This window comes from Labrenzia sp. PO1, from assembly GCF_012273635.1.
GTDB lineage: Bacteria > Pseudomonadota > Alphaproteobacteria > Rhizobiales > Stappiaceae > Roseibium > Roseibium algicola.
Genome location: NZ_JAAXCR010000004.1, coordinates 443869 through 467252, shown reverse-complemented (window position 1 = coordinate 467252; position 23384 = coordinate 443869). Strand labels below are relative to the sequence as shown.

The 23384-nt window shown below is 60.9% G+C and carries 21 protein-coding genes; 20 read left to right on the top strand and 1 reads right to left on the bottom strand.

Annotation, left to right across the window (positions count from 1 at the left end; genetic code table 11):
• Position 1: 1 nt before the first annotated feature.
• On the bottom strand, positions 2–2794 hold the full coding sequence (locus HCG46_RS22310) for a bifunctional aconitate hydratase 2/2-methylisocitrate dehydratase (protein ID WP_168687405.1): 2793 nt from the start codon (positions 2792–2794) through the stop codon (positions 2–4).
• 489 nt (positions 2795–3283) lie between these two features.
• Here HCG46_RS22310 and acnA point away from each other — a divergent pair, with 489 nt between their 5' ends.
• From acnA to HCG46_RS22210, 20 genes are all read left to right on the top strand, one after another.
• The gene (acnA, locus tag HCG46_RS22305) at positions 3284–5959 is read left to right on the top strand and encodes an aconitate hydratase AcnA (protein ID WP_023002755.1); all 2676 of its coding nucleotides are present in this window, start codon (positions 3284–3286) and stop codon (positions 5957–5959) included.
• A gap of 314 nt (positions 5960–6273) precedes the next feature.
• A complete protein-coding gene (locus HCG46_RS22300) occupies positions 6274–6663 on the top strand; it encodes a VOC family protein (RefSeq protein WP_023002754.1) in 390 nt (129 codons plus the stop codon).
• Between the two features lie 142 nt (positions 6664–6805).
• A complete protein-coding gene (locus HCG46_RS22295; protein WP_062486494.1) occupies positions 6806–7462 on the top strand; it encodes a DUF4129 domain-containing protein in 657 nt (218 codons plus the stop codon).
• Complete coding sequence (locus HCG46_RS22290; RefSeq protein ID WP_168687404.1) at positions 7459–8781, top strand: hypothetical protein; 1323 nt, start codon at positions 7459–7461, stop codon at positions 8779–8781. Before HCG46_RS22295 ends, HCG46_RS22290 begins: the two co-directional genes overlap by 4 nt.
• Positions 8771–9727, top strand: coding sequence for a MoxR family ATPase (locus HCG46_RS22285; protein ID WP_055659892.1), 957 nt, complete (start codon positions 8771–8773; stop codon positions 9725–9727). The genes HCG46_RS22290 and HCG46_RS22285 overlap by 11 nt, the downstream gene beginning before the upstream one ends.
• A 53-nt stretch (positions 9728–9780) precedes the next feature.
• Positions 9781–11022: a DUF58 domain-containing protein gene (locus HCG46_RS22280; protein WP_209009582.1), complete on the top strand. Its 1242-nt coding sequence runs from the start codon at positions 9781–9783 to the stop codon at positions 11020–11022.
• Positions 11022–12017, top strand: a complete 996-nt coding sequence (locus tag HCG46_RS22275; RefSeq protein WP_023002749.1) for a stage II sporulation protein M — start codon at positions 11022–11024, stop codon at positions 12015–12017. The genes HCG46_RS22280 and HCG46_RS22275 overlap by 1 nt, the downstream gene beginning before the upstream one ends.
• A complete protein-coding gene (locus HCG46_RS22270) occupies positions 12014–12937 on the top strand; it encodes an RDD family protein (RefSeq protein ID WP_168687403.1) in 924 nt (307 codons plus the stop codon). Before HCG46_RS22275 ends, HCG46_RS22270 begins: the two co-directional genes overlap by 4 nt.
• 45 nt (positions 12938–12982) lie before the next feature.
• Complete coding sequence (locus HCG46_RS22265; protein ID WP_168687402.1) at positions 12983–13873, top strand: hypothetical protein; 891 nt, start codon at positions 12983–12985, stop codon at positions 13871–13873.
• Positions 13874–14140: 267 nt separating this feature from the next.
• Positions 14141–14923, top strand: coding sequence for a hypothetical protein (locus tag HCG46_RS22260; RefSeq protein ID WP_023002746.1), 783 nt, complete (start codon positions 14141–14143; stop codon positions 14921–14923).
• A 184-nt stretch (positions 14924–15107) separates the two neighbouring features.
• Positions 15108–15776 (top strand): heme ABC exporter ATP-binding protein CcmA, encoded by a 669-nt coding sequence (ccmA, locus tag HCG46_RS22255; RefSeq protein ID WP_353621835.1) that lies wholly within the window; start codon positions 15108–15110, stop codon positions 15774–15776.
• Positions 15773–16444, top strand: a complete 672-nt coding sequence (gene ccmB / locus HCG46_RS22250; protein ID WP_023002744.1) for a heme exporter protein CcmB — start codon at positions 15773–15775, stop codon at positions 16442–16444. The genes ccmA and ccmB overlap by 4 nt, the downstream gene beginning before the upstream one ends.
• Positions 16445–16524: 80 nt before the next feature.
• Positions 16525–17292: a heme ABC transporter permease gene (locus HCG46_RS22245; RefSeq protein WP_023002743.1), complete on the top strand. Its 768-nt coding sequence runs from the start codon at positions 16525–16527 to the stop codon at positions 17290–17292.
• 5 nt (positions 17293–17297) lie between these two features.
• Positions 17298–17480 carry a heme exporter protein CcmD gene (ccmD, locus tag HCG46_RS22240; RefSeq protein ID WP_023002742.1) on the top strand — a complete coding sequence of 61 codons (183 nt, stop codon included), beginning with the start codon at positions 17298–17300 and terminating at the stop codon, positions 17478–17480.
• The gene (locus HCG46_RS22235; RefSeq protein ID WP_168687401.1) at positions 17477–18097 is read left to right on the top strand and encodes a DsbE family thiol:disulfide interchange protein; all 621 of its coding nucleotides are present in this window, start codon (positions 17477–17479) and stop codon (positions 18095–18097) included. Before ccmD ends, HCG46_RS22235 begins: the two co-directional genes overlap by 4 nt.
• Positions 18098–18260: 163 nt before the next feature.
• Entirely contained in the window at positions 18261–19181 is a 921-nt protein-coding gene (locus HCG46_RS22230) for an NAD-dependent epimerase/dehydratase family protein (protein ID WP_168687400.1), read from the top strand.
• Positions 19182–19339: 158 nt separating this feature from the next.
• Complete coding sequence (locus tag HCG46_RS22225; RefSeq protein ID WP_055659908.1) at positions 19340–20458, top strand: acyltransferase; 1119 nt, start codon at positions 19340–19342, stop codon at positions 20456–20458.
• A 142-nt stretch (positions 20459–20600) separates the two neighbouring features.
• Positions 20601–21230: a hypothetical protein gene (locus HCG46_RS22220; protein ID WP_168687399.1), complete on the top strand. Its 630-nt coding sequence runs from the start codon at positions 20601–20603 to the stop codon at positions 21228–21230.
• 9 nt (positions 21231–21239) lie between these two features.
• Complete coding sequence (locus HCG46_RS22215) at positions 21240–22379, top strand: cyclic nucleotide-binding domain-containing protein (protein WP_023002737.1); 1140 nt, start codon at positions 21240–21242, stop codon at positions 22377–22379.
• Positions 22380–22436: 57 nt separating this feature from the next.
• Positions 22437–23372 (top strand): fatty acid desaturase, encoded by a 936-nt coding sequence (locus HCG46_RS22210; protein ID WP_055659916.1) that lies wholly within the window; start codon positions 22437–22439, stop codon positions 23370–23372.
• The last annotated feature ends 12 nt before the right edge of the window (positions 23373–23384 follow it).

The window sequence follows — 23384 nt, the reverse complement described above, 5'->3', positions numbered from 1 at the left end:
CTTAGAAATGAACCGACCGTGCGTCGAGCGGCTTCTGGTTCGGCGGAGCGAACTTGGTCAGATCGATCCCTTCGACAGCCGCCTTGTACTCGTCGAGGCTCGGCGTCCGGCCGAGGATGGCCGAAAGAACCACGACCGGCGTCGAGGCCAGCAGGGATTCGCCCTTCTTGTCGGAAGAATCTTCCACGACGCGACCCTTGAAGAGACGCGTGGAGGTTGCCAGAACCGTGTCGCCCTTGGCGGCCTTTTCCTGGTTGCCCATGCAAAGGTTACAGCCCGGACGCTCAAGGTAGAGAATGTTCTCGTATTCGGTGCGGGCGGTGTTCTTCGGCGAGTTATCGTCGAATTCGAAACCGGAGTATTTCTGCAGAATGCTCCAGTCGCCTTCTTCCTTCAGCTCGTCGATGATGTTGTAGGTCGGCGCAGCCACCACGAGCGGTGCCTTGAACTCGACTTTCTCGTTGGTCTTTTCGAGGTTCTTGAGCATCTGGGCGACGATCTTCATGTCGCCCTTGTGCACCATGCACGAACCGACGAAACCCAGATCGACCTTCTTCTCGCCGCGATAATAGGAAACCGGGCGGATCGTGTCGTGGGTGTAACGCTTGGAGACATCCGCGTTGTTCACGTCCGGGTCGGCGATCATCGGTTCGTCGATCAGGTCCAGATCCACCACGACTTCCGCGAAATACTTCGCGCTGTCGTCCGGCGTCAGGGCCGGCTTCTCGCCGGAGCGGATTTCGGCAATGCGCTTGTCTGCCTTGTCGATCAGGCCCTGCAGAACCTTGTTGGCGTTGTCCATACCCTTGTCGATCATGATCTGGATACGGCTCTTGGCGATTTCCAGGGATTCGATCAGGGTGTCGTCGTTGGAGATGCAGATGGAGGCCTTGGCCTTCATTTCCGCGGTCCAGTCGGTGAAGGTGAACGCCTGGTCGGCGAGCAGCGTACCGATGTGCACTTCGATGATGCGGCCCTGGAAGACGTTGTCGCCGAACTGCTTCAGCATCTGTGCCTGGGTGGCATGAACGACGTCACGGAAGTCCATGTGATCCTTCATGGTGCCCTTGAAGGTCACTTTCACCGATTCCGGGATCGGCATGGTTGCTTCGCCCGTGGCCAGCGCCAGCGCAACCGTGCCCGAATCCGCGCCGAAGGCAACGCCCTTGGACATACGGGTGTGGCTGTCGCCGCCGATGATGATTGCCCAATCGTCGACGGTAATGTCGTTCAGCACCTTGTGGATCACGTCCGTCAGCGGGTGATAGACGTCCTTGGGATCGCGTGCGGTGATGAGGCCGAACTTGTTCATGAAGCTCATCAGCTTCGGAATGTTGGCCTGTGCCTTCAGATCCCAGACCGAAGCGGTGTGACAGCCGGACTGGTAGGCGCCGTCGACGGTCGGTGCGATCACCGTTGCCGCCATGGCTTCCAGTTCCTGGGAAGTCATCAGGCCGGTCGTGTCCTGCGAGCCGACGATGTTGACCTTCACACGAACGTCGGAACCGGCATGCAGCACCTTGCCTTCCGCAACGCCGACAGCGTTCCGGTTGAAGATCTTCTCGACCGCCGTCAGGCCCTGGCCTTCCTGCGACACTTCCTTGTTGGGTGCGAACACCGGCGGCATCTCGATGCCGAGGGTTTCTGCGGCAAAGCTCTGCAGCTTCTTGCCGAAGACGATGGCGTAGGAACCACCAGCCTTCATGAACTCGACCTTCTGCGGTGTCAGCGCGGAAGCGACATCGGCCAGTTCTTCGTCACCGGCATCGTTGTAGAGCTTCTTGGTCTTGGTGTTGATGGTCAGCACCGTGCCGGTCTCGACGGAATACTTCTGTTCCAGAACCGGGCTGTCGTCATTGTTCAGGATCGGCTTGCCGTTTTCGTCCAGCTTCTTGACCCAGTTCTTCAGGTCAATGCCGATGCCGCCGGTCACGCCGACGGTGGTCAGGAAGATCGGTGAAATGCCGTTGGTGCCGGCAACGACCGGGGCAATGTTCACGAACGGAACATAGGGGCTGGCTTGCTTGCCGGTCCACAGGGCGACGTTGTTGACGCCGGACATGCGGGACGAACCCACACCCATGGTGCCCTTTTCAGCAATCAGCATGACGCGCTTGCCCGGATGCTGCAGCTTGAGCGCCTCGATTTCCTTCTGGGCCGCTTCGGAGATCATGCACTTGCCGTGCAGCTCGCGGTCGGAACGCGAATGCGCCTGGTTGCCGGGGGACAGAAGGTCGGTGGAAATGTCACCTTCGGCGGCGACATAGGTGACGACCTTTATTTCCTCGTCGATGTCCGGAAGTTTGGTGAAGAACTCGGCCTGAGCGTAGCTTTCCAGAACGTCCTTGGCGATTTCGTTGCCGGCCTCATAGGCGGCCTTCAGCCGGTCCGTATCGGCATCGTAGAGGAAAACCTGCGTCTTCAGGACTTCAGCCGCATCCCTGGCGATCTGGGCATCGTCGCCAAGAGCCAGGTCCAGCAGAACCTCGACGGAAGGGCCGCCCTTCATGTGGGACAGGAGTTCGAAGGCAAACGCCGGGGTGATCTCATCAACAACTGACGTGCCGAGGATGATTTCCTTCAGGAACTTCGCCTTCGCACCGGCAGCGCTCGTGGTGCCCGGCAGCGTGTTGTAGATGAAGAACTTGAGCGACTCTTGCCGGTGCTGATTGCCGGTATCCTTGATCTGCGCGACGATCTCTTCAACGAGAGCGGCGTCTTCGATGGGCTTGGGATGCAGACCCTGGCCTTTGCGCGTTTCGATCTCTTTCAGGTAGTCTTCATACAAGCTCATGATGATCCCGGCGTCCTGGTGTTGTTTGAAGCCTGGCTTCCGGATCGCCGAGAGGTCTGGCGGGCCGGGACAGGCTAGCTGAGCGGCGTTTTAATTCAGTATACAATGGTATGCAATATCTTCCCATCCAATAAATGATGTCTATATACCGATTGGCGCATCTGCATGCACCCAAGATCGCATTTTCGAATTTCCGAAGGTGTTTTCTGGCTTCGATTTCCGGACGATGCCGTTTCAAGAGGCTGAAACTTCAACCGAAGTCTCGACAACGGCGACGGCGTCGTGTCTGGTGGTCGTAGCCAAAGATTGCTATAGGTGCGGCGCATCAATTTGCGGCGGCGACTGAGGGAGAGGCTCTCATCGTACCCGCGCGGAAGGATGCCGGATGACAGAGCGCTGCAGCTCCGTTTCCGGAGCCTTGAGAGAGTATGCCAGGCACCGGCGCACACGCGGCCCGGGCCTTTTGGACAATAAAGGAGATCGCACGTCGTGACCCAGTCCCTCGACAGCTTCAAGTGTAAGAAAACACTGACCGCCGGCGGCAAGACCTACACCTATTTTTCCATTCCCGAAGCGGAGAAGAACGGCCTCGAAGGTGTTTCCAGGCTGCCGTTCTCGCTGAAGGTGGTGCTTGAGAACCTGCTGCGCTTCGAAGACGGCCGCACGGTGACCAAGGCAGATATCCTTGCCTGCGCCGAATGGCTGAAGACCCGCAAGTCCGATCACGAGATCTCCTATCGCCCGGCCCGCGTGCTGATGCAGGACTTCACCGGTGTTCCGGCCGTGGTCGACCTTGCTGCCATGCGCGATGCTGCCGTGAAGCTCGGCGGCGACCCGGAGAAGGTCAACCCGCTGGTTCCGGTCGACCTTGTCATCGACCACTCGGTGATGATCGACTATTTCGGCACCAAGGACGCCTTCAGGCAGAACGTCGAACTGGAATATGAGCGCAACCGCGAGCGCTACGAGTTCCTGCGCTGGGGCCAGTCCGCCTTCAACAATTTCCGTGCCGTCCCCCCGGGAACCGGCATCTGCCACCAGGTGAACCTGGAGTACCTGGCCCAGACCGTCTGGACCAGGGACGAGGACGGTGAAACCGTCGCCTATCCCGACACGCTGGTCGGCACCGACAGCCACACAACCATGGTCAACGGCCTGGCGGTTCTGGGCTGGGGCGTCGGCGGCATCGAGGCGGAAGCCGCCATGCTCGGCCAGCCGATCTCCATGCTGATCCCGGAAGTTGTCGGCTTCAAGCTGACCGGCAAGCTGAACGAAGGCATCACCGCGACCGACCTCGTGCTGCGCGTCGTGGAAATGCTGCGCCAGAAGGGTGTCGTCGGCAAATTCGTCGAATTCTATGGCCCCGGCCTCGACAACCTGTCGCTGGAAGATGCGGCCACCATCGCCAACATGGCGCCGGAATACGGCGCGACCTGCGGCTTCTTCCCGGTCGACAAGGAAACCCTGAAGTACCTGGAAGCCACCGGCCGCGACAAGGACCGCGTCGCCCTGGTTGCCGAATACTCCAAGGCGCAGGGCATGTACCGCTCCGGCGGCGAGGAGCCGGTTTTCACCGACACGCTGGAACTCGACATTTCCACCGTCGTTCCGTCGATTTCCGGACCGAAGCGCCCGCAGGACCGTATCAATCTTGCCGATGCCGCAGCCGGTTTCGCCAAGACCATGACGGACGAGTTCAAGAAGGCAGGCGAGCTGTCCAAGCGCGTTGCCGTTGAAGGCAAGGACTACGACATCGGCAACGGTGACGTTGTGATCGCCGCCATCACGTCCTGCACCAACACCTCCAATCCGTCCGTTCTGATCGGCGCCGGCCTCGTGGCCCGCAACGCGCTGAAGAAGGGCCTGAAGGTCAAGCCATGGGTGAAAACCTCCCTGGCGCCCGGGTCCCAGGTCGTGACCGACTATCTTGAAAAGGCTGGCGTTCAGGACGATCTCGACGCGCTCGGCTTCACGCTGGCCGGTTACGGCTGCACCACCTGTATCGGCAACTCCGGTCCGCTGGACCCGGCGATCTCCAAGGCGGTCAACGACAACGACCTGATTGCCTGCTCGGTGCTGTCCGGCAACCGCAACTTCGAAGGTCGCGTCAATCCGGACGTGCGCGCCAACTACCTGGCCTCGCCGCCGCTGGTGGTCGCCTATGCCCTTGCGGGCAACCTGAACATCAACATCACCGAGGATCCCCTCGGCGAGGATCAGGACGGCAACCCGGTCTACCTGAAGGACATCTGGCCAACCACGGAAGAGATCACCGACCTCATCCGCGCCTCGATCAACGAGGAGATGTTCCGCACCCGCTATTCCGACGTCTTCAAGGGCGACGAGCACTGGCAGGGCATCAAGGTGGAAGGCGGCCTGACCTACTCCTGGCCGGTGTCCTCGACCTACGTCCAGAACCCGCCCTACTTCGAAGGCATGACCATGGAGCCGAAGCCGCTTCAGGACATCGAGAATGCGGCGGTCATGGGCCTGTTCCTGGATTCGATCACCACCGACCACATTTCACCGGCCGGCTCGATCAAGCTGGACAGCCCGGCCGGCAAATACCTGTCCGAGCATCAGGTCGCCCAGAAGGACTTCAACTCCTACGGCTCGCGCCGCGGCAACCATGAAGTCATGATGCGCGGCACCTTCGCCAACATCCGCATCAAGAACCAGATGGTTCCGGGTGTCGAAGGCGGCGTCACCATGAAGGACGGCAAGAAGGAATGGATCTACGACGCCTGCATGGAATACAAGGAAGCAGGTGTTCCGCTGGTCATCTTCGCCGGCAAGGAATACGGCACGGGCTCGTCCCGTGACTGGGCCGCGAAGGGCACCAACCTCCTTGGCGTGCGTGCGGTCATCGCCCAGTCCTTCGAGCGCATCCACCGCTCCAACCTGGTCGGCATGGGCGTCATCCCGCTCACCTTCAAGGAAGGCGAGAGCTGGCAGTCGCACAACATCACCGGCAAGGAACGCGTGACCATCAAGGGCATCGCCGACATCCAGCCGCGCCAGATGATGGACGTCGAAGTCACCTATGAGGACGGCACCACCAAGACCATCGAGTGCCTGTGCCGCGTCGATACGCTGGACGAGCTGGAATACATCAAGGCCGGCGGCATCCTGCACTATGTGCTCAGGAACCTCGTGACGAGCTGAGGGCTGGCTTTTCAAGTCAGGTGAGATCGAAGCGGGCCCTTAGGGGCCCGTTTTTTTTGGATACCCCCCAGCGAGTCATTCCGGACAAGTGCAGTGAAGCTGCGCGCTGATCCGGATCCCAGCGCATGCTTCGCGCCGCAGGCGCGTCTTTTTTAAGTGTCGGATGCTTGTTTGAGTTTGCGCTCGCTTTCGCTCACGCTGATTCACTGGATTCCGGATCGGGCCATGCAGCTACGCTGCAGGGCGCTTTTGTTATTTGCCACTGGTGGAAAAGTCCGTCAGGCTCAACCTCAGGCAGTTCCGGAGGTTTCCTCATGCCAGATACCAAACCACCGCATCTCTCCCATATCGCTCCGGTCTTTCCGGTTTCCGACCTGAAGGCGGCTGTCGCCTATTACCGGAACAGGCTCCTGTTCGAGAGCCGGTTCGAATGGGCGGATACGGAGGCCGAGCCCGTCCGCTATGCCATTTTGTGCCGGGACCATGTCGAATTGCATCTGTCGGCCGGGGCCGGACGGCATCCGGCGACGGCCTATTGCTTCGTGGCCGGGATCGACGGCTATTACACCTCGGTGACAGAAGCGGGCGCCGATATCGCCGAGGCGATCACCGACCGGCCCTGGGACATGCGCGAATTCGGCGCAAGGGACCCGGACGGGAACATGCTCTATTTCGGCGAGCATCTGGAGCGGATCGGGCAGTGAATGCCCTGGGTAAAAACGGGGAGCGAGATCCTAACGGAACCCTGGCAGCAGCTGTCGGTTGCGAAGCTCAGAACGAGCCGCTAATAAACCCGTCATGCGCCGATTTTTGATCGTCTGTTTTTTATTGATCCTTTCAGGGACTTTGCTCCCCTCATATGCACAAGAAGCCGTTCAGGAACCGCTTGAAATCGGCGACTCGGGCACGGAGTACCTGCGTGCAATCCGTCTGCGCGGGATCGATACGGACGTGGCCTATTTCGACCCCTCCGCACCACCACCCAAACTGGACACCACCCAGGAGCCGCCGAAACCTGCGGCGGATCAGGCAGACCCGACCATCGACAACCGCTGGATTCCGGGCCTGATCGTAGGCGGCATCCTTGTTGCCGTTGCCTATTTCTTCCTGCGCTTCGGTGGACGGTTCACGGTGTCGCTAGGCCGGGAGGCCGGCAACCCCGACAGCACCCGCCCCCGGATCCGCGGACAGGCCCCGATCTGGGCGGAAAAACTCGCTCCGCTTGACGAGATCCTGCGCATGGAAGATCGGCAGAGAGCCCTTGTCCTGCTGACGCAAAAGGTGCTGGCCACCGCCATTGCAGCCAACGGCATCCTGATGCAGCGCAGCTGGACGGCACGCGACGCCTTGCGCCAGTTGCCCGAAAGCCAGGCGAGGGAACTGCTGCGCAAGCTTGTGACTATGGCCGAACGAGTGCAATTCGGCGGCAGAAACGTCAGCGAAGACGAGTTCAACGACCATGTTGCAAACTGCCGCTACCTGCTGGGTCCGGAGGCGGCATGAGCGAGAGCGCTGCAAATACGCGGCCGAAGGGCCCGAGCCTGGAAACCGCCGTTATCGCCCTGATCTGCGTCGCGGTTCTGATAGCCGGCTGGTACATCCTGTCCCAGCGCCAGCAGGTCTTGCGCCGCTCGCCCGCCGGGCTGGACGGCCTGCAGGTCTGGCTGGCGACAAATGGGGCCAGTGCGCAGAATTTTGCCGGCGGCTGGCTGATGGACCAGACAGCGGTCGGCCTGCTGGTGGTACCGCTTTACGATACGCTGCCGGACAGCGAACGCAGCAGCCCTCGCACCAAGGAAGAACTGCTGCTGCAGCAGGACGAGTACGATCTGGCGACCGCGGTCGTCCTGGAAAAGGCCGAGCGTGTTCCAACGCTGCTTGTGCTGCCGAAATGGCGCAGTGGCATGCGCCTGACAGGCCTTGCCCACCCTTTCCTGAAGGTTGAGGCGGACCGGCTGCAGACAATCGTCAACAAGGTGACCGGCACCAGCGGCACGAAAATTACCGCCGCAACTCGGCCCTTCTCCGACTTCCGGTACCAGTCACAGCAAGGCGAGCCCTTGCGGGCGGAGATCTACGCCGCCCAGACCTTCGCCAACGAGGCCTGCCGCCCGATCGTCGGTGACACCGGCGCAATGCTGCTGGCCGATTGCCCGCTCGCCAATGCCGGTGACGGTGAGCAGGAGCGCATTCTGGTGCTATCCGATCCGGACCTGATCAACAACCACGGCCTGCGATTGGGCGACAATGCCGGCATTGCCCTTGATGTTCTGACCGAAAAGGCCGGCACCCGGAATATCGTCATCGACTACAGCCGCTCCTCTTGGCTGCGCGATCCCGTGAGCGAACCCAAGCGCGAGCGCACCTGGGAAGATCTGCTCCGTTTCTTCGGACCGCCCTTCCTGACCCTGTGGCTCGGCACAGCACTGTTGCTGGGGCTGGCGCTCTGGCGCAGCTTCATCCGCTACGGCCCCATCCGCGACGAAGAAGCGGGACCTGGCGCCGGCAAGGATCTGGCGGTCCAGGCGCGCGCAAGGCTGATGCGGCTTTCCGGGCAGGATGGCGCTCTCATTCGCGAATATGCGACCGCCCGTATTTCGGCGACGGCCTCTGCCCTGTTCGGTCCGGCCCATGCGCGCCACTATGCCGGGGAAGACGCCTTCCTGACCTACACCGAACGCCGGCATCCGGCCCTTGCACCGCGCCTGCGCGCGATCCTGGCCGACATACGAAAACTGCCTGCCCGGCTTCCGGCCACGGAAGCCATCCAGCAAATCGACCAATTGGAACAGGTATTGGAGCAAATAACCCATGACGCTTGAAGCGCTGCGCGAACGGACCGATGCCTTGCGGACGGAGATCGGCCGAACCGTACTCGGTCAGGACGACATCATCGACCTGTTGCTGATCGCCTTGTTTGCCCGCGGCCACGTGCTGCTGGAAGGCCCTCCCGGCACCGCCAAGACGCTGCTTGCCCGCAGTTTCTCGGCGGCTCTGGCACTCGATTTCGGCCGTATCCAGTTCACGCCGGACCTGATGCCCGGCGACGTGCTCGGCACCTCGATCTTCGATTTCCGCACCAACGCCTTCGTGCTGACCAAGGGCCCCGTGTTCTCGCAGGTGCTGCTGGCCGACGAAATCAACCGCGCCCCACCCAAGACCCAGGCCGCCCTGCTGCAGGCCATGAGCGAACGCATGGTCAGCATCGACGGCACGGATCATTCCCTCGGACGGGAATTCATTGTCGTGGCAACCCAGAACCCCATCGAGCAGCAGGGCACCTATCCCCTGCCGGAAGCCCAGCTCGACCGGTTCCTGTTCAAGCTGGTGATCGACTTCCCGCCCGAAGACATCGAGATGGCGATCCTTCGCCAGCACGCGGACAAGCCGCTGGAAGCCGGCATGGAAACCGCCACGCTGTCCAAGGTACTCGATTCCGCCACCCTTGAGGAAACAAGGGCGCTGGTCGATAGCATCATCCTGAAGGATGACATCCTCGCTTATATCCTGCGCCTGATCCGCGCGACCCGCCAAAGTTCCGAAATCGCCTTCGGTGCCTCGACCCGCGCGGCCGACGCGCTGGCAAGTGCGGCACGGGCAACGGCGGCGCTCAATGGACGCGATTACGCCATTCCCGACGACGTCAAACGTCTGTTCGTGCCGGCCCTCCGCCACAGGATCGTTCTCGGCCCGGCGGCGGAAATCGAAGGCCGCAGCCCGGCGCAGGTCCTGGAAAACATCCTCAACCAGATCGAGGCTCCCCGCTGATCCGGCCGTCCAAACGACTGCTCGCCTTTGGCGCATTGGCTCTGGCCATCTCGGTGATCACGGTTGTCACCGGGGGCGCTGCGCGTGAAATCGGCGCGGTTCCCTGGATCGTGCTCGTGCTTCTGGTCGTCATCGACATGGCCATGTCACTCCGGCGACCGCAGAACCTGACGTTCGAGGCTCCGGCGGAGGTATTTGTCGGTGAGACGGCAAAGCTTCAACTGGAACTTGCCCAGGCGCCCTTGGCCCTGCGAGCGAAACTGGACTGGCCGGAAGGCCTCGGCGGCGACGCGGAGTTCGCGTTTGCCCCGGCAGTGGACGGCAGCTCGCGGGCGGAGGTTGCCTGCCGGGCGATCCGGCGCGGCGTCTGGCGCGTGGACCATCTCTGGCTATCCTGGCACTCGCGCCTCAAACTGCTGGAGTTCGTGCCGAAACTGGCCGTCGGCGCAGAAATCCGCGTGGTCCCGAACATCCGCATGGTCCAGTCCGGGCAGATCACCACCACCGTTCTGTCGACGCTTTACGGCGTGAAGGAAAACCGCGCTGTCGGTGAAGGATCGGAATTCCAGCAACTGCGGGATTTCGTCCAGGGCATGGACATCAAGACGATCGACTGGAAGCGGTCGGCCCGACGGCGATCTCTGGTCGCCAAGGAATTGCGCGCCGAGCGCAATCACCATGTCATTGTCGCACTCGACAACGGCTATCTGATGCGCGAGGAGATCGGCGGCCTGCCGAAGATCGACCACGCCGTGACCGCAGCGCTGGCGACCGCCTGGGCGGCTGCCATTGGCGGTGATCTGGTCGGCTATTATTCCTACGACGTCAAACCGCGCACCTTCTCCGCCCCCGCTCCGGGCAGGACGGCGTTTGCACGGCTGCGCAGCTGGACGGCGGAGCTTTCCTATGTCAGCCGCGAAACCAACCACACCCTCGCGCTCACCGAGTTGAACGCCCGGACGCCCAAACGCAGTCTGCTGATCATCTTCACTGATTTCGTCGACACCACATCGGCCGAATTGCTGGTGGAGAACATCGGCATCCTGGCCAAGCGGCACCTGCTGATCTTCGTCGCAATCCGCGATCCCGACCTTGAGAAGCTGGTGGAAACGCCACCGGGAGATCTCGATGGCGCGGCCACGCTTGTTGCCGCCAACCAGGCACTCAATGAACGCCGCCTGGTGTTCGAAAAACTGTCCCGAATGGGCGTCACCATCGTCGACGCCAAACCGAATGCCGTGACCGCGCGGCTGATTTCCGCCTATCTTGAAATCAAGGCCCGGGAGCTGATCTGATGGACACACAGGATCTGATGCGCTCCGCCCGGTTCCGGAAGGAACGGGAAGCCGACTGGCAAAGGCTGGAAACCCTGGTTCGCAAGGCCGAAGGCCAGGGCCTTCAGCATATGGAATTCGCAGAGACCCGAGATCTTGCCTCTCTTTACCGGCAGGCGACGACCTCGCTCGCGATTGCCCGCGAAATCTCGCTCGACAAGGCCCTGCTCGGCTATCTGGAAGCGCTTACGGCCCGTGCATATCTGTGCGTCTACGCCCCGCAGGAACGGCTTGGAGGCCTGCTGGAGCACTTCCTGAGGGAAGGCGCGCCACGGGCGATGCGCCGGTCCTGGTTCTACATTCTGATCGGGTTCCTGTGCATGGCGCTAGGGGCCCTCACGGGTTATCTGCTCTATTTCGAGAACAACGACTGGTTCTACGTGATGATGCCGGCCGAACTTGCCGGCAACCGTGGGCCGGACGCGACCACGGAATCCCTGCGCTCGGTCATCTACGGCACCGACCAGGCAAGCGGGCTCGGTGCCTTCGCGACCTATCTGTTTTCCCACAACACCCGCATCGCGATCTTTGTTTTCGGTCTTGGTGTCTTCGCCTGCGCCCCTGCCGTCTTGCTGACATTCTATAACGGCCTGTCGCTCGGTGCCTTCCTCGCCCTTCACGTCGACCGGGGTCTGGGCCTCGATCTCGTCGGCTGGCTGTCGATCCATGGCGTCACCGAAATCTCGGCCATCTGCATTGCCTGCGGCGGCGGCTTGCAACTGGGGGCCGCGGTGCTTTTTCCGGGTGACAGATCGCGCAGCGTTGCCTTGCGCGAAGCCGGTCGCGATGCTGTGAAACTGGCGATTGTCGCAGCCATCATGCTGGTGGCGGCCGCACTTCTGGAAGGCTTCGGCCGGCAACTGGTGCAGAGCCTTGACGCCCGGCTGATCATCGGCTGGGGGATCGGTGCGCTCTGGCTGTCCTGGTTCCTGCTGGGAGGCCGGAGCCGGCGATGAGAGTGCGTTTCTGGAAACGAACCAAGACCGACCGGCCACCGGCGTCAACGCTTGTGCCGCCGGAGGGCGTTGCACTGACGCTGCCCATCGCGGGTGTTGGGGTGCGCTTTTCTGCCCAGCTCATCGATATCATCCTGACCGCGATTGCCGCGACCTGCCTGGTGATCCTGCTCGCTTTGATCAACCTGACGACACCGCAGACACTGATGGCCATCGCCGCCCTGCTGTTCTTCCTGATCCGGGTTCCTTACTATGTGCTGGCCGAACTGGCCTGGAACGGTCAGACCCTCGGCAAACGGCTGATGAAGATCAAGGTGGTTTCCCATGACGGCGGACCGCTGACCGCCCGCGCGCTTGTCCTGCGAAACCTGATGAAGGAGGCAGAGATCTTCCTGCCCGGGACGCTTCTGCTGACGCTGGATTCGGCAACGCCGCTTGCCTCGCTTGCCGCTTTTGCCTGGGTTGCCATGTCGCTGATGATCCCCCTGTTCAACCGCTACCGGCGCCGGCTTGGCGACATGATGGCAGGCACCCATGTCATCCACCTGCCGGTGCCGGTGCTTTTGAAGGATCTGGCCAGCGAGACGGTCGCGACCGGGACAGCACGCAAGAAATTCGTCTTCCTGTCCCATCAGCTCGACCACTACGGCGCCTTCGAACTGCAGACACTGGAAACGCTGCTGCGTGGCCAGAATACACCGTCCGGAGCCGAAGCTGCCCACCAGCGGAACGCCACCCTGGAAGCCATCGTGGAAAAGATCCGCAAGAAGATCGGCTATGCCGCTCCGGTTCCTCCGGTGGATCGTTTGCCGTTCCTGCAGGCGTTCTACAACGCCCAGCGGGAACATCTCGAGCAACGCCAGCTGTTCGGCGACAAGCGGGAAAACAAGCACTACGCCCAATCCGGCGAGGAAAAATAGACCTTTCGCCCTCTCCGGCTCCAGTCATCAAGTGGATCAGCCAGATTGCAGAAACAGGACAATCATAGCCTCAGAGCCTATTTCCTTGATCGGGTTGGCCAGTCCGAGGGGTCGCAGGGGCGCCATGTCCGGCAGTCACTTGGGATCGGCGCGCTGATAGGAACCAGTTTTTCCATCACGATCCGGAATCTTTTGCCGGTGCTTGCGATCGGTTTTGTAGTCAGCCTCCTGGGCGCTCTGCTGGCTGGATCGCTTGTCGGCGTCGATGCCGCGCTCAATCTGAAAACGGACGACACCAGCGACCTGGCCGGCCTCGTCGACCTTGCGACGGCCTTTGTCGATGTGATCGTTTTTGCCGTGACTGCGGCCTTTCTCGCCCAGCTGACCTATGACGCCCGGTTGAACCGCCCGGTCTCGATTGCCCGCTATTTGCTGCCGGCCCTCAAGGCCAGCGCACCGATCTGCCTGCAAAACGGGCTGTTGGTCGTCATCTTCGTGTGCATTGCGCTGCCGCTGGTCTTCATTGCGATCTTTGTGAATACGACCCTGATTTCCATTACGGCACTTGCGGTTCTTCCTTTTGTCGCCCTGTGGGGATGTTCGGTCTTCTCGGTTTTGGCCCCCGCTGTCGTCATTGAACGGGTTGGCTTCAGCGGCATGAGCCGCAGCTGGGCGCTGACGAAAACCTATCGTTGGCAGATTGCAGGCGCACTGCTGCCGGTCTGGCTTTGCTCGCTGGCCGTCACGATTGCCGGCGCCTTTCCAGTGGAGCTTCTCGCCCGTGAGGGAAGTTACGTCTGGGCCCTGCCCGTCTTTGCCGCAACCAACGCGCTGGCAAGCGGACCGTTGGCAATCCTTGCCACGTTGGTTTACGCGCGACTGCGCGAAATCAAGGAAGGTATCAGCGTTGACCAGGTCGCCGATGTCTTCGACTGAGTGTCAGGAGGGTTGAACTTCCGCGCAAGGCCCCGCTTGTGACCTGCTGCAGAAGGATTTATGGTGAAAAATCGCAAGAGTAACTGTCTTCGGCAGAGGGCGGGCAAGATGCTCATGCGATCGGGATCTACCGGTTTTCGGACAGTCCACGGCTTCAGGCGGATGATCGTCGCTCCTCCCGTTTGGCGGGCAGCGTTCGTTGGCATGTGGGCTGGAATTAGATAACCACTTTTGAAAAAACTATTGGAAGTTTTACGGAGCAATTGAATGACCGACACGACCCTAAGCCAGCCCACGGCCTCCCTTGGCGTTGGCTCCATCATCGGCGAGAGCTTCTCGATCCTCCTCAAGCATTTCATTCAGGTCGTCATCGTCGGCTTCGTGCCGAACCTGATCGGCTTCCTGATTTCCGGCCTGCTGGTCGGCTTCGGAGCCGCACTCGGCATCCAGCCGCAGGAGTTCACCGGCCCCGGCAGCGCTGTTGCCAACGTGCTGTCGATCCTCGTCAGCATGGTGGTCTATTCCATCACCACCGCACTTCTGGTGCAGCTTGCCTATGACGCGAAGCTGTCGCGCCCGGTACAGCTTGGCCGTTACTTCGGTCCGGCCCTGAGCGCTGTCGTGCCGCTGGCGATCCTCTCGATCGTCGTCTCGATCCTGGTTGGTATCGGCCTGGTCCTGCTGGTCGTTCCGGGCCTTTGGGTCTATGCGGTATTCGCCGTCATGGCACCGGCCGTGGTGATTGAACGCGCCGGCTTCGGTGGTCTTGGCCGCAGCAAGTATCTCACCAAGGAATACCGCTGGCCGATCCTGGGTGCGCTGGTACTGGCCATCATCTGTGCGACCATCATCAACATCGTCGCTCTGTTCGTCGTCGGCCTCGTGGCCTCGGCCGGCAGCATCGGCATGGTCATCGGCATCATCCTGTTCGCTGCCATTTCCACAGTCGGCGCAGGTTTCCTGAGTATCCTTGTCGCACTGATTTATGCGCGCCTGCGTGAAATCAAGGAAGGCGTCAGCGTCGACCAGATCGCATCTGTGTTCGACTGATCGCCCAGCAACGCGGGCAAACCGCGCTGCTTTTTGAAATTGTCCGGCAAGCGGGTCCGGACACCAGAGCACCCGGGGCAAGCCCCGGGTGTTTTGTCTTTGAGCAAAGACAAGGCGGGGAATTTTCCTTGCATCATAACAGTGCGGCCAACTAACAAGGTTCAACCCAACCTGCCGCCGGAGCATTCCCCTGAGACTGATTGCCGAAAACCTGACCATCGATCGCGGCGGACGCCGGGTGTTTCAGGACCTGTCCTTTGATCTTCCCTCCGGCACGGCACTGGTCGTGACGGGCGCGAACGGCATCGGCAAGTCGTCGCTGCTGCGGACGCTGGCAGGTCTTGTCGCGCTGGCTGGCGGCACGCTTCGGCTGGAACAGGGAGAAGCCGACCGGTCGCCGGCTGAACACGCCCATTATTTCGGTCATCAGAACGCGGTCAAGGCAGCCCTTTCGGTGCTGGAAAACCTGACGTTCTGGCAAGGCTTCACCTCACCGGTTTCGGCATCTGTCTTTGGCGCAACGGCAATGTCTCCCGAGGAAGCGCTTGATCTCCTCGGCATAGGCCACACGACAGACCTGCCGGCAGGATTTCTCTCCGCCGGTCAGACGAGGCGCCTGGCCCTTGCCCGGCTTCTGGTCACGCCCCGGCCGATCTGGTTAATGGATGAGCCGACGTCGGCGCTGGACAAGGCATCGGAAGGCCAGCTTCTGGACCTGATGAACGGACATCTGTCCGCCGGCGGCATGATCATTACCGCGACCCACACCGATCTGGCCCTTGCCAGAACCAAGATCCTGCATCTGCGCACCGCTGATCCCGTTTCGCTGCACGAGGAGGATCTGCCCGCATGAGTTCCTGGGCTGTTGTGCTGTTTCGGCGGGATCTTCGGCTGTCTGTGCGCGTCGGCGGCAGCGCGCTTGTCGGTGTGCTGTTCTTTCTGGCCGTTGTCACTGTCATTCCCTTCGGCGTCGGTCCGGATCTGAACCTGCTTTCCCGCATCGGTCCTGCCATCTTGTGGATCGGTGCGCTGCTGGCGACGCTCCTCGGACTGGACAGGCTGTTTCAGGCAGATCGGGAGGACGGAACGCTGGACCTGATGCTGATGGCCGGACGGTCGCTGGAACTGCTTGTGCTGATCAAGTGCCTGGCGCACTGGGTCGCAACGGGCCTGCCGCTGGTGATCGCCGCCCCCCTGCTCGGCATCTTTCTCAATCTCGACCCCGTCGCCACGGGAGCCGTCACGCTCACGCTGCTGGTCGGCACACCGGCCCTGACGCTGATCGGCGCCATCGGTGCGGCCCTCACTGTCTCGTTGCGCCGCGGTGGACTGCTGCTGGCCGTGCTGGTGATACCGCTAGCCATTCCCGTGCTGATTTTCGGCGTCAGTGCCGCGGATGCCGCTATTCATGATCCTGTGCCGTTTCTGACGCCGTTCCTGATCCTGTGTTCGCTGTCGCTGATTGCGGCGGTGATCGGCCCGCTTGCCGCTGCCGCGGCGCTTCGGTTTGCAGGAGATTGACGGCAAATTGACACCGCGCAATGCACCCTGCGGCATACTCGTCCATTGAAGCGGACAACGCTCTAGATTAGAACGGTTCCATGGCAATTTGGGATTATGCAAATCCGACGCGATTTTTGAGGCTGGTCCAGGTGGTTCTGCCCTGGCTTATCGGCTTGTGCGTCATTGCGTTCGCCGCCGGGCTCTACATGAGCTTCTTCGTTGCGCCTGAAGACTATCAGCAGGGCGACACCGTGCGGATCATGTATATCCACGTGCCGGCCGCCTGGCTCAGCATGATGTGCTATTCCGTAATGGCGCTGTCCTCACTTGGCACCCTTGTGTGGAAACACCCGCTGGCGGATGTTTCCGCCAAGAGCGCGGCCCCCATCGGCGCGGCCTTCACCTTCATGGCACTCGTGACCGGGTCGCTCTGGGGCAAGCCCATGTGGGGCACCTACTGGGTCTGGGACGCGCGACTGACGTCGGTCCTGGTCCTCCTGATCATGTATCTCGGCCTGATGACGCTGTGGCGCACGATGGAAGATCCGATCAAGGCCGGCAAGGCGGCAGCCGTGCTGACGCTCGTCGGCGCGCTGAACCTGCCGATCATCAAGTTTTCAGTCGACTGGTGGAATACGCTTCACCAGCCGGCAAGCGTCATGCGCATGGACGGCCCAACCATTCATCCGGACATTCTCTGGCCGCTGCTGGTCATGGCGATCGCCTTTACGCTGCTGTTCTTCGTGTTGCATCTGATGGCAATGCGTAACGAGATCCTGCGCCGCCGCGTGCGTGCCCTGCGCCTGCGCGCAGCCAGCGCTGCCCAACCGGGCACAGCGGCAGCCACGGCTCAGCCTGCGGAGTAATTCTCATGGATCTAGGCCCACACGCTGGCTTCATCTGGGCGTCCTACGGCCTTTGCCTCTTCACGGTCATCGGACTGATCGCCTGGGTGCGCATCGACAAGGCCCAACAGGAAAAAGCCCTCAAGGACCTGGCAGCCCGGGGCATTTCCCGCGCCCGGCCGGCCGGTGAAGGAAAAGCAAGCTCATGACGTCCCACGATACCGGTGCCGGCCGACACGGGCAGCAGACTGCCAAACGCGGTTTCCCGGTTCTGGTGCTGCTGCCCTTGGTGGTGTTCGCAGCGCTCGCCGCCCTGTTCCTGTTTCAGCTGACCCTCGGCGGCGATCCGCAGAAAATTCCCTCTGCGCTGATCAACAAGCCGGCGCCGGAATTCGACCTGCCGCCGGTTGAAGGCCTCACCGATGGTGACACCGCCGTTGCCGGGTTTTCCCGTCAGGATCTCATCGGCAAGGTTTCCGTCGTCAATGTGTTTGCATCCTGGTGCGTGCCCTGCCGCCAGGAGCACCCGCTTCTGGAAGAGCTGGCAAAGGTCGAGGGCATCCAGCTTCTCGGTATCAACTACAAGGACAAGCCGGAAAACGCGCGTCGCTTCCTGGGCAGTCTCGGCAATCCCTATCAGCGCGTCGGCGCTGATACCGGTGGCCGCACTGCGATCGAATGGGGTGTCTACGGCGTGCCGGAAACCTTCGTCGTCGATGGCGAAGGCACGATCCGGTACAAGTTCATCGGTCCTCTGAGCCCCGAAACCTATTACGACGTCTTCCTGCCGGAACTGCAGAAGATCATGGACGGCAACAAATCCTGATCTTGCCAACCTTGTGGTGCCGGCCTGTCACCTGCGCAGGCCTTTGTCCCCGCTGATTATCTGCCGTGACAACGGCGAACCGGCCAAGCCCCATTTACAAATCGCCACGGGGCCGTTCTAAAGTCCGGATCATCTTTTTCAGCCGATTCCGGAGAAGGCCATCTTGAAAGTACTTGTGATCGGTGGCTGCGGGTTCATCGGGTCTCATGTCGTGGACAAGTGCCTTCAGCAAGGCCTGTCGGTGCGGGTCATGGACACCCGGCCGGAACTTTACCGGCCGCCTCTTCCCGGTGTCGACTACGTCTTCCACAGCCTGTCCGATCATCACCGGCTCGCCGACACCCTGTCCGGTGTGGATGCGGTGGTGCATCTGGCCAGCACGACCGTTCCTTCGACCTCGAACCTCGATCCGGCCGCCGACATCTCCGGCAACCTCGTTCCCGCGGTTCGCCTTCTGGAAGCCATGCGGGCGAGCGGAACGAGGAAACTCGTATTCTTTTCCTCCGGTGGCACAGTCTATGGCATCCCGACAAAGGATCCGGTGCCGGAAGATCATCCGCTGAACCCGATCTCATCCTACGGCATCGTCAAGCTGGCGATCGAACAGTACCTGCGCATGGAACAACAGCTCCACGGGCTCGAGTTCGTCGCCCTACGTCCGGCGAACATCTATGGACCGCGCCAGGCACAGGTCGGCCTTCTGGGCGTGATCGGAACCTATCTGCGCAAGGTGGCGGAGGACGCCCCCATCGAAATCTGGGGGGACGGCAGCGTCGTGCGCGACTTCGTTCACGTCGAAGACATTGCCGACCTGTGCCATCTCGCCCTGATCTCCGGCGCGTCCGGCAGCTTCAACGCCGGAAGTGGCGAAGGCACGTCCATCTCGCAGATCGTCGACATCATCGGCCAGACCACAGGGCGCACCCTGGAACCGGTCTACAAGCCGGGCCGCAACTTCGATGTGCCACGGGTCGTGCTGGATATTGCCAGGGCACGAGCGACATTCGGCTGGCAGCCTGCCGTTCCCTTGCGGCGCGGCATCGGAGAAACGTGGGAATGGGTGAAGCAGCACAGCGCACCTTGATGTGCCGTTAGCGCTGGAACCTGCAGAAAATCGGCGACTGACTGAATTGGACCCGCCGCATCAGTTCATTTACCCATATTAAAATCGACGCTGGCATAGATTTCCCGGAAGCCTGCGGGCATTAGTGTCCCTGGGTCAATCGAGGGGATGATTTGCGCATGAACGTGACCGACAGCGCGGCAAAGGTTCGACTGGAACAACTGACCGGACTGCGCTTCTTCGCAGCCTTGCTGGTGTTTGGCGTTCATTTCCGCTGGGATACCAGTGGCGACTTCGTCAAGACAATCGCCGAACAGGGTTATGTCGGCGTCTCTTTCTTCTTCATCCTGTCCGGCTTCGTGCTGACGCAGTCCTACAAGACGAGGATCCTTGCCGGCACGATGTCCTTTCGCGACTACTTCCTGCTGCGCATTGCCCGTCTGACACCACTGCATTTCCTCACAGGATTGCCGTTTCTTTATTTCTCGATCATGCAGGTCGAGGCGATCTACTCGGAAGAATTCAGCGTCATCAAGACGGTTCTGAACCTGACCTACCTGCAGAGCTGGATTCCGGTTTCCTCGATCTATTTCTCTCTCAACGCACCGTCCTGGTCGCTGTCGGATGAAATGTTCTTCTATGTGTGCTTCTTCGGCCTGGTCGCGTTTTCACCGCGAAAGCTAGTGGCGGTGACCCTGGGGCTCGGTGTGGTGGTGTTCGTTTCCGCCCTGCTGGTTCAGGTATTCCTGGGCGATGTGATCTTCTTCGGCAAATACCCGTTCTCGCATTGGCTGTTCTATGTCTTTCCCGGCTTCCGCATTCTGGAGTTTCTGGTCGGCATGGTTCTGCATGAGGTCTGGCGTCGCGGCGTCCGGCTGCCCGGCGCAGTGCAGCCACTCAGCTATCTTCTTCTGTTCCTGGCGATGTGGCTGGCACCGGATGTCCCGGATCCCTTCCGCTATTCCCTGTTCTACCTGCCGGTCATCACACTGTTCTTCTATGCACATCTGACGGAAGGCGCCGCACTCACACGGGTGTTTGCAACCCGCCCGCTCGTGCTTCTCGGCAATGCCTCTTTCGCCTTCTATCTTGTGCACCAGCCGTCGCTTCACCTGATGAACATCTTCCTCAGGCCGTCCATCCCGGCGGATATCGTTTTCTTTCCGGTATCGCTGTGCATCACGGCAGCGTTTTCGATCTTCCTCTACCGCATTTATGAGATGCCGGCGGAGCGGGCGCTGAAATCATGGGTCAAGGGAAAGCGGTCCGCACAAACACCGAACGAGGCAACATCCTGACGCGTCGAATTCCGCGTCTCGCTGCGGCGAGCCGCTTAACATAATCTCAATGCTGACGGCGGATTATTGCGGCGAACCGGCCAATTTCAGGCCGGACACCACCAGCCGCCACCGGTCAGATTGGCGCCAACCATGAGTATTCTTGTTGCTTTCCGAACTCGTCCTTTCAGCCCTGACTGATGTGATCCTTGCCTGCGAGCTGTTTTTTCTCGCCGGCCTGAGCCTGCGTCCGGGCATTCAGACCTTCTCACCTGCCTGGATCTGGAGCCTGACACTTGCATTGATCGGGCTTGCCTCGATGCTGGGTGCCATTGACCACGGGTTCTTCGAAACAATCGGTCACGAAGCGCACCGTCCGCTTGTGATCGCAACGCGCGTCGTCATCGTTCTGGGCAGTCTCAGCATGATCATCGCGGCCAGCTTTCAGTATCTGACCTCGCCGCTGCGCCAGGGATTTGTGGCTGCCGGCGTCCTGGGTGCACTCTGGCCGGTCTTCATGATCCTGACTTCCGACGATTTTCTGTCCGTGATCCTCTATTATTCCGTCGGCCTGATATTCCTGCTGGTGCTGAGCGTTGTCCGATTCCGCCAGAACAAGGGAACGCTGCCGATGATCACCGGCATTCTTCTCACGCTGGGTGTATCAGCGATGATCCCGATGCAGAGCCCGGGGTTCTGGGGTCTTGGCCTCTATGGAAGCTATCACGTCCTGCTGATGCCGATCGTCGTGCTTCTGTATTTCGGCGGCCGCTGGTTCAGGACCACGAGGTAGGGTAACCCCATGCGCACGGCTTCCATCCCCGTTGAAGAAAAGGTCCAGGAAACGGAAGATCTTGAAACGATCTTTCATCGGATGACGGAATTCATGCCGGAGCGGGTCGCCGATGCGGTGCGGGCGGCCTCGCGCAGGGTGCCGGTCCCAGCGCATCAGGACGTCATCGTCGAGGGCGAGACAAGCGACGGGCTCTACATCGTTCTCGAAGGCACCTTCGGCATCTATCGCAAGGGTGACGGCACGGCCTCGGACCACCGTGTTGCGGAAATTGGGCCGGGACAGCCTTTCGGCGAAATGGCGCTTCTCGACGGTGAACCACGCTCGGCAACCGTGCGTGCTGAAACAGCCGGTGCCGTGCTTGAAATCGAGCCGGAGCGGATCCTCGAACTGGCCGATGGCGAAGCCAGACTTGCAGAATTCAAGGGGGCTCTGGCATCCTTCGTGACACGGCGCATGCGCGCCTCCACACAAGAGCATGTCGCAGCCCTGCAGCGTGAACTGGACCTCCGGAACGAACAGCAGCAGTTCGGCAAGTTTTTCGTCTATTCGCTGATCATGATGTCCATCGGCACGCTGGTGAACAACGTCCTGGCGCGGACGATCGTCAACGTGGACGTCTATACCGAAGTCTTCGCCTGGCAGTATCTCGCCATCCTGATGGTGCCAAGCCTCTTTGTCATCCGGCACATGGGCATTTCGATTTCGGCGCTCGGACTGACAACCGTCGGCCTGAAGAAATCCCTGATCGAGGGCGCGATCATTTCGGTCGGGCTCTGCATCTTTGCCTGGGGACTGGCGGCAGTGCTCAAATATTTCGACGCGCTGCCCGGCAAACCACTGCCCTTCAACCTGCTGGGAACACTGAGCTACTTTCTTCACAGCGCCTTGCAGGAAATCATCGCCAGGGGCTTTCTGCAGTCTTCCTTCCAGCGTTTCCTGGGAGACCAGGGCAAATGGCGGTCGGTCCTTCTCGCCTCGGTGCTGTTCGGAATGTTCCACCTTCATTTCGGCATTCCGGCCGTGCTGATGACAATCGGCACCGGATTTATCTTCGGCTGGATCTACATCAGGCATCAGAACATCGCCGGTGTGATCCTGATTCACTACATGATGGGTGTCGCGGCCTTCAATACAGGCTTGATCTGAGACGCAAGCCTAAGCTAGTGCTGCTTGCTCGACCCTATCGCTGAAGGTTGGAACGACATGATTGCCCGTGACTATTTCATACCGCGACCAGCCATCTACTATCGCGATTTCTGCTTTTATCTGGCGCTTTTTGTCGTCGGGTTTGCGTGGGGTCTGAACGCCTCCTGGCCGATGGTTATCCTGCCCTGGTTGCTGGCGACATTCGGCCTGCACCGCGCAGGACTTTTCTGCCACGAAATCGTACACATCAAGGACGACAAGCTGCGCGGTTTCCGGGCGCTCTACACCTGGACCGTGGCGCTCATCGTGATGGTTCCGCCGCTGCGGTTTCAACTGCCGCATCTGGCCCATCATCGGCTCGGCATTTTCGGAACGCCCGAGGATCCGCAATACCCGCTCGTGCGCGGCAATGCGTTTGCCATGGCCATGGTTCTGCTCGTGATCCCCTTTGTGGTGCCCTTTACCAACCTTCTGATGACGGTGACCGCCGCGCTCGGTGCGTTCCGGGTCGAAGCTGCGCTCGATCGCTGGGCGACGGAGAAGCTCGGCTTTTCGCTCAGCTCCGCCCTGACACCGGAACAGCAGGCCGAAGTGACCCGGCACGCCCGGGTTACGCTCGCGCTCTTCATTGCGGCAATCATCTTCTTCCCCGCGGCGCTGCCTTTCTATTATGCCGTCCTGGTTCTGGGCTGGGCGCTTTTGACCGCGCGTATTCCGCTGGAACATGAACTGGAACGCCTTGCCGAAACCTCCGGACGGGAAGACCAGATGATCGACAGCTTCACGATCGAGTCTCCGCTGGCCCTGATCGTGCAGCCGGTCGGCTTCCGCTTTCATACGGCGCATCACATGTATCCCGGGGTGCCCTATCACAATCTGCCCGCACTCCACGAGGAGCTGAAGCGCACCATTCCCGAGTACCGGGACAGCATCATTTCGCTCTGGACCGCGATCAGCGGCCCCAAACGCCGTCCTGCAAATTCTCTTCATTGATTTAGAAAGCCC

Coding starts and splice junctions, on each gene's coding strand:
- HCG46_RS22310 (WP_168687405.1), bottom strand. CDS start 2,794: ATGAGCTTGTATGAAGACTACCTGAAAGAGATCGAAACGCGCAAAGGC.
- HCG46_RS22300 (WP_023002754.1), top strand. CDS start 6,274: ATGCCAGATACCAAACCACCGCATCTCTCCCATATCGCTCCGGTCTTT.
- HCG46_RS22290 (WP_168687404.1), top strand. CDS start 7,459: ATGAGCGAGAGCGCTGCAAATACGCGGCCGAAGGGCCCGAGCCTGGAA.
- HCG46_RS22285 (WP_055659892.1), top strand. CDS start 8,771: ATGACGCTTGAAGCGCTGCGCGAACGGACCGATGCCTTGCGGACGGAG.
- HCG46_RS22275 (WP_023002749.1), top strand. CDS start 11,022: ATGGACACACAGGATCTGATGCGCTCCGCCCGGTTCCGGAAGGAACGG.
- HCG46_RS22270 (WP_168687403.1), top strand. CDS start 12,014: ATGAGAGTGCGTTTCTGGAAACGAACCAAGACCGACCGGCCACCGGCG.
- HCG46_RS22260 (WP_023002746.1), top strand. CDS start 14,141: ATGACCGACACGACCCTAAGCCAGCCCACGGCCTCCCTTGGCGTTGGC.
- ccmB (WP_023002744.1), top strand. CDS start 15,773: ATGAGTTCCTGGGCTGTTGTGCTGTTTCGGCGGGATCTTCGGCTGTCT.
- HCG46_RS22245 (WP_023002743.1), top strand. CDS start 16,525: ATGGCAATTTGGGATTATGCAAATCCGACGCGATTTTTGAGGCTGGTC.
- ccmD (WP_023002742.1), top strand. CDS start 17,298: ATGGATCTAGGCCCACACGCTGGCTTCATCTGGGCGTCCTACGGCCTT.
- HCG46_RS22235 (WP_168687401.1), top strand. CDS start 17,477: ATGACGTCCCACGATACCGGTGCCGGCCGACACGGGCAGCAGACTGCC.
- HCG46_RS22225 (WP_055659908.1), top strand. CDS start 19,340: ATGAACGTGACCGACAGCGCGGCAAAGGTTCGACTGGAACAACTGACC.
- HCG46_RS22215 (WP_023002737.1), top strand. CDS start 21,240: ATGCGCACGGCTTCCATCCCCGTTGAAGAAAAGGTCCAGGAAACGGAA.
- HCG46_RS22210 (WP_055659916.1), top strand. CDS start 22,437: ATGATTGCCCGTGACTATTTCATACCGCGACCAGCCATCTACTATCGC.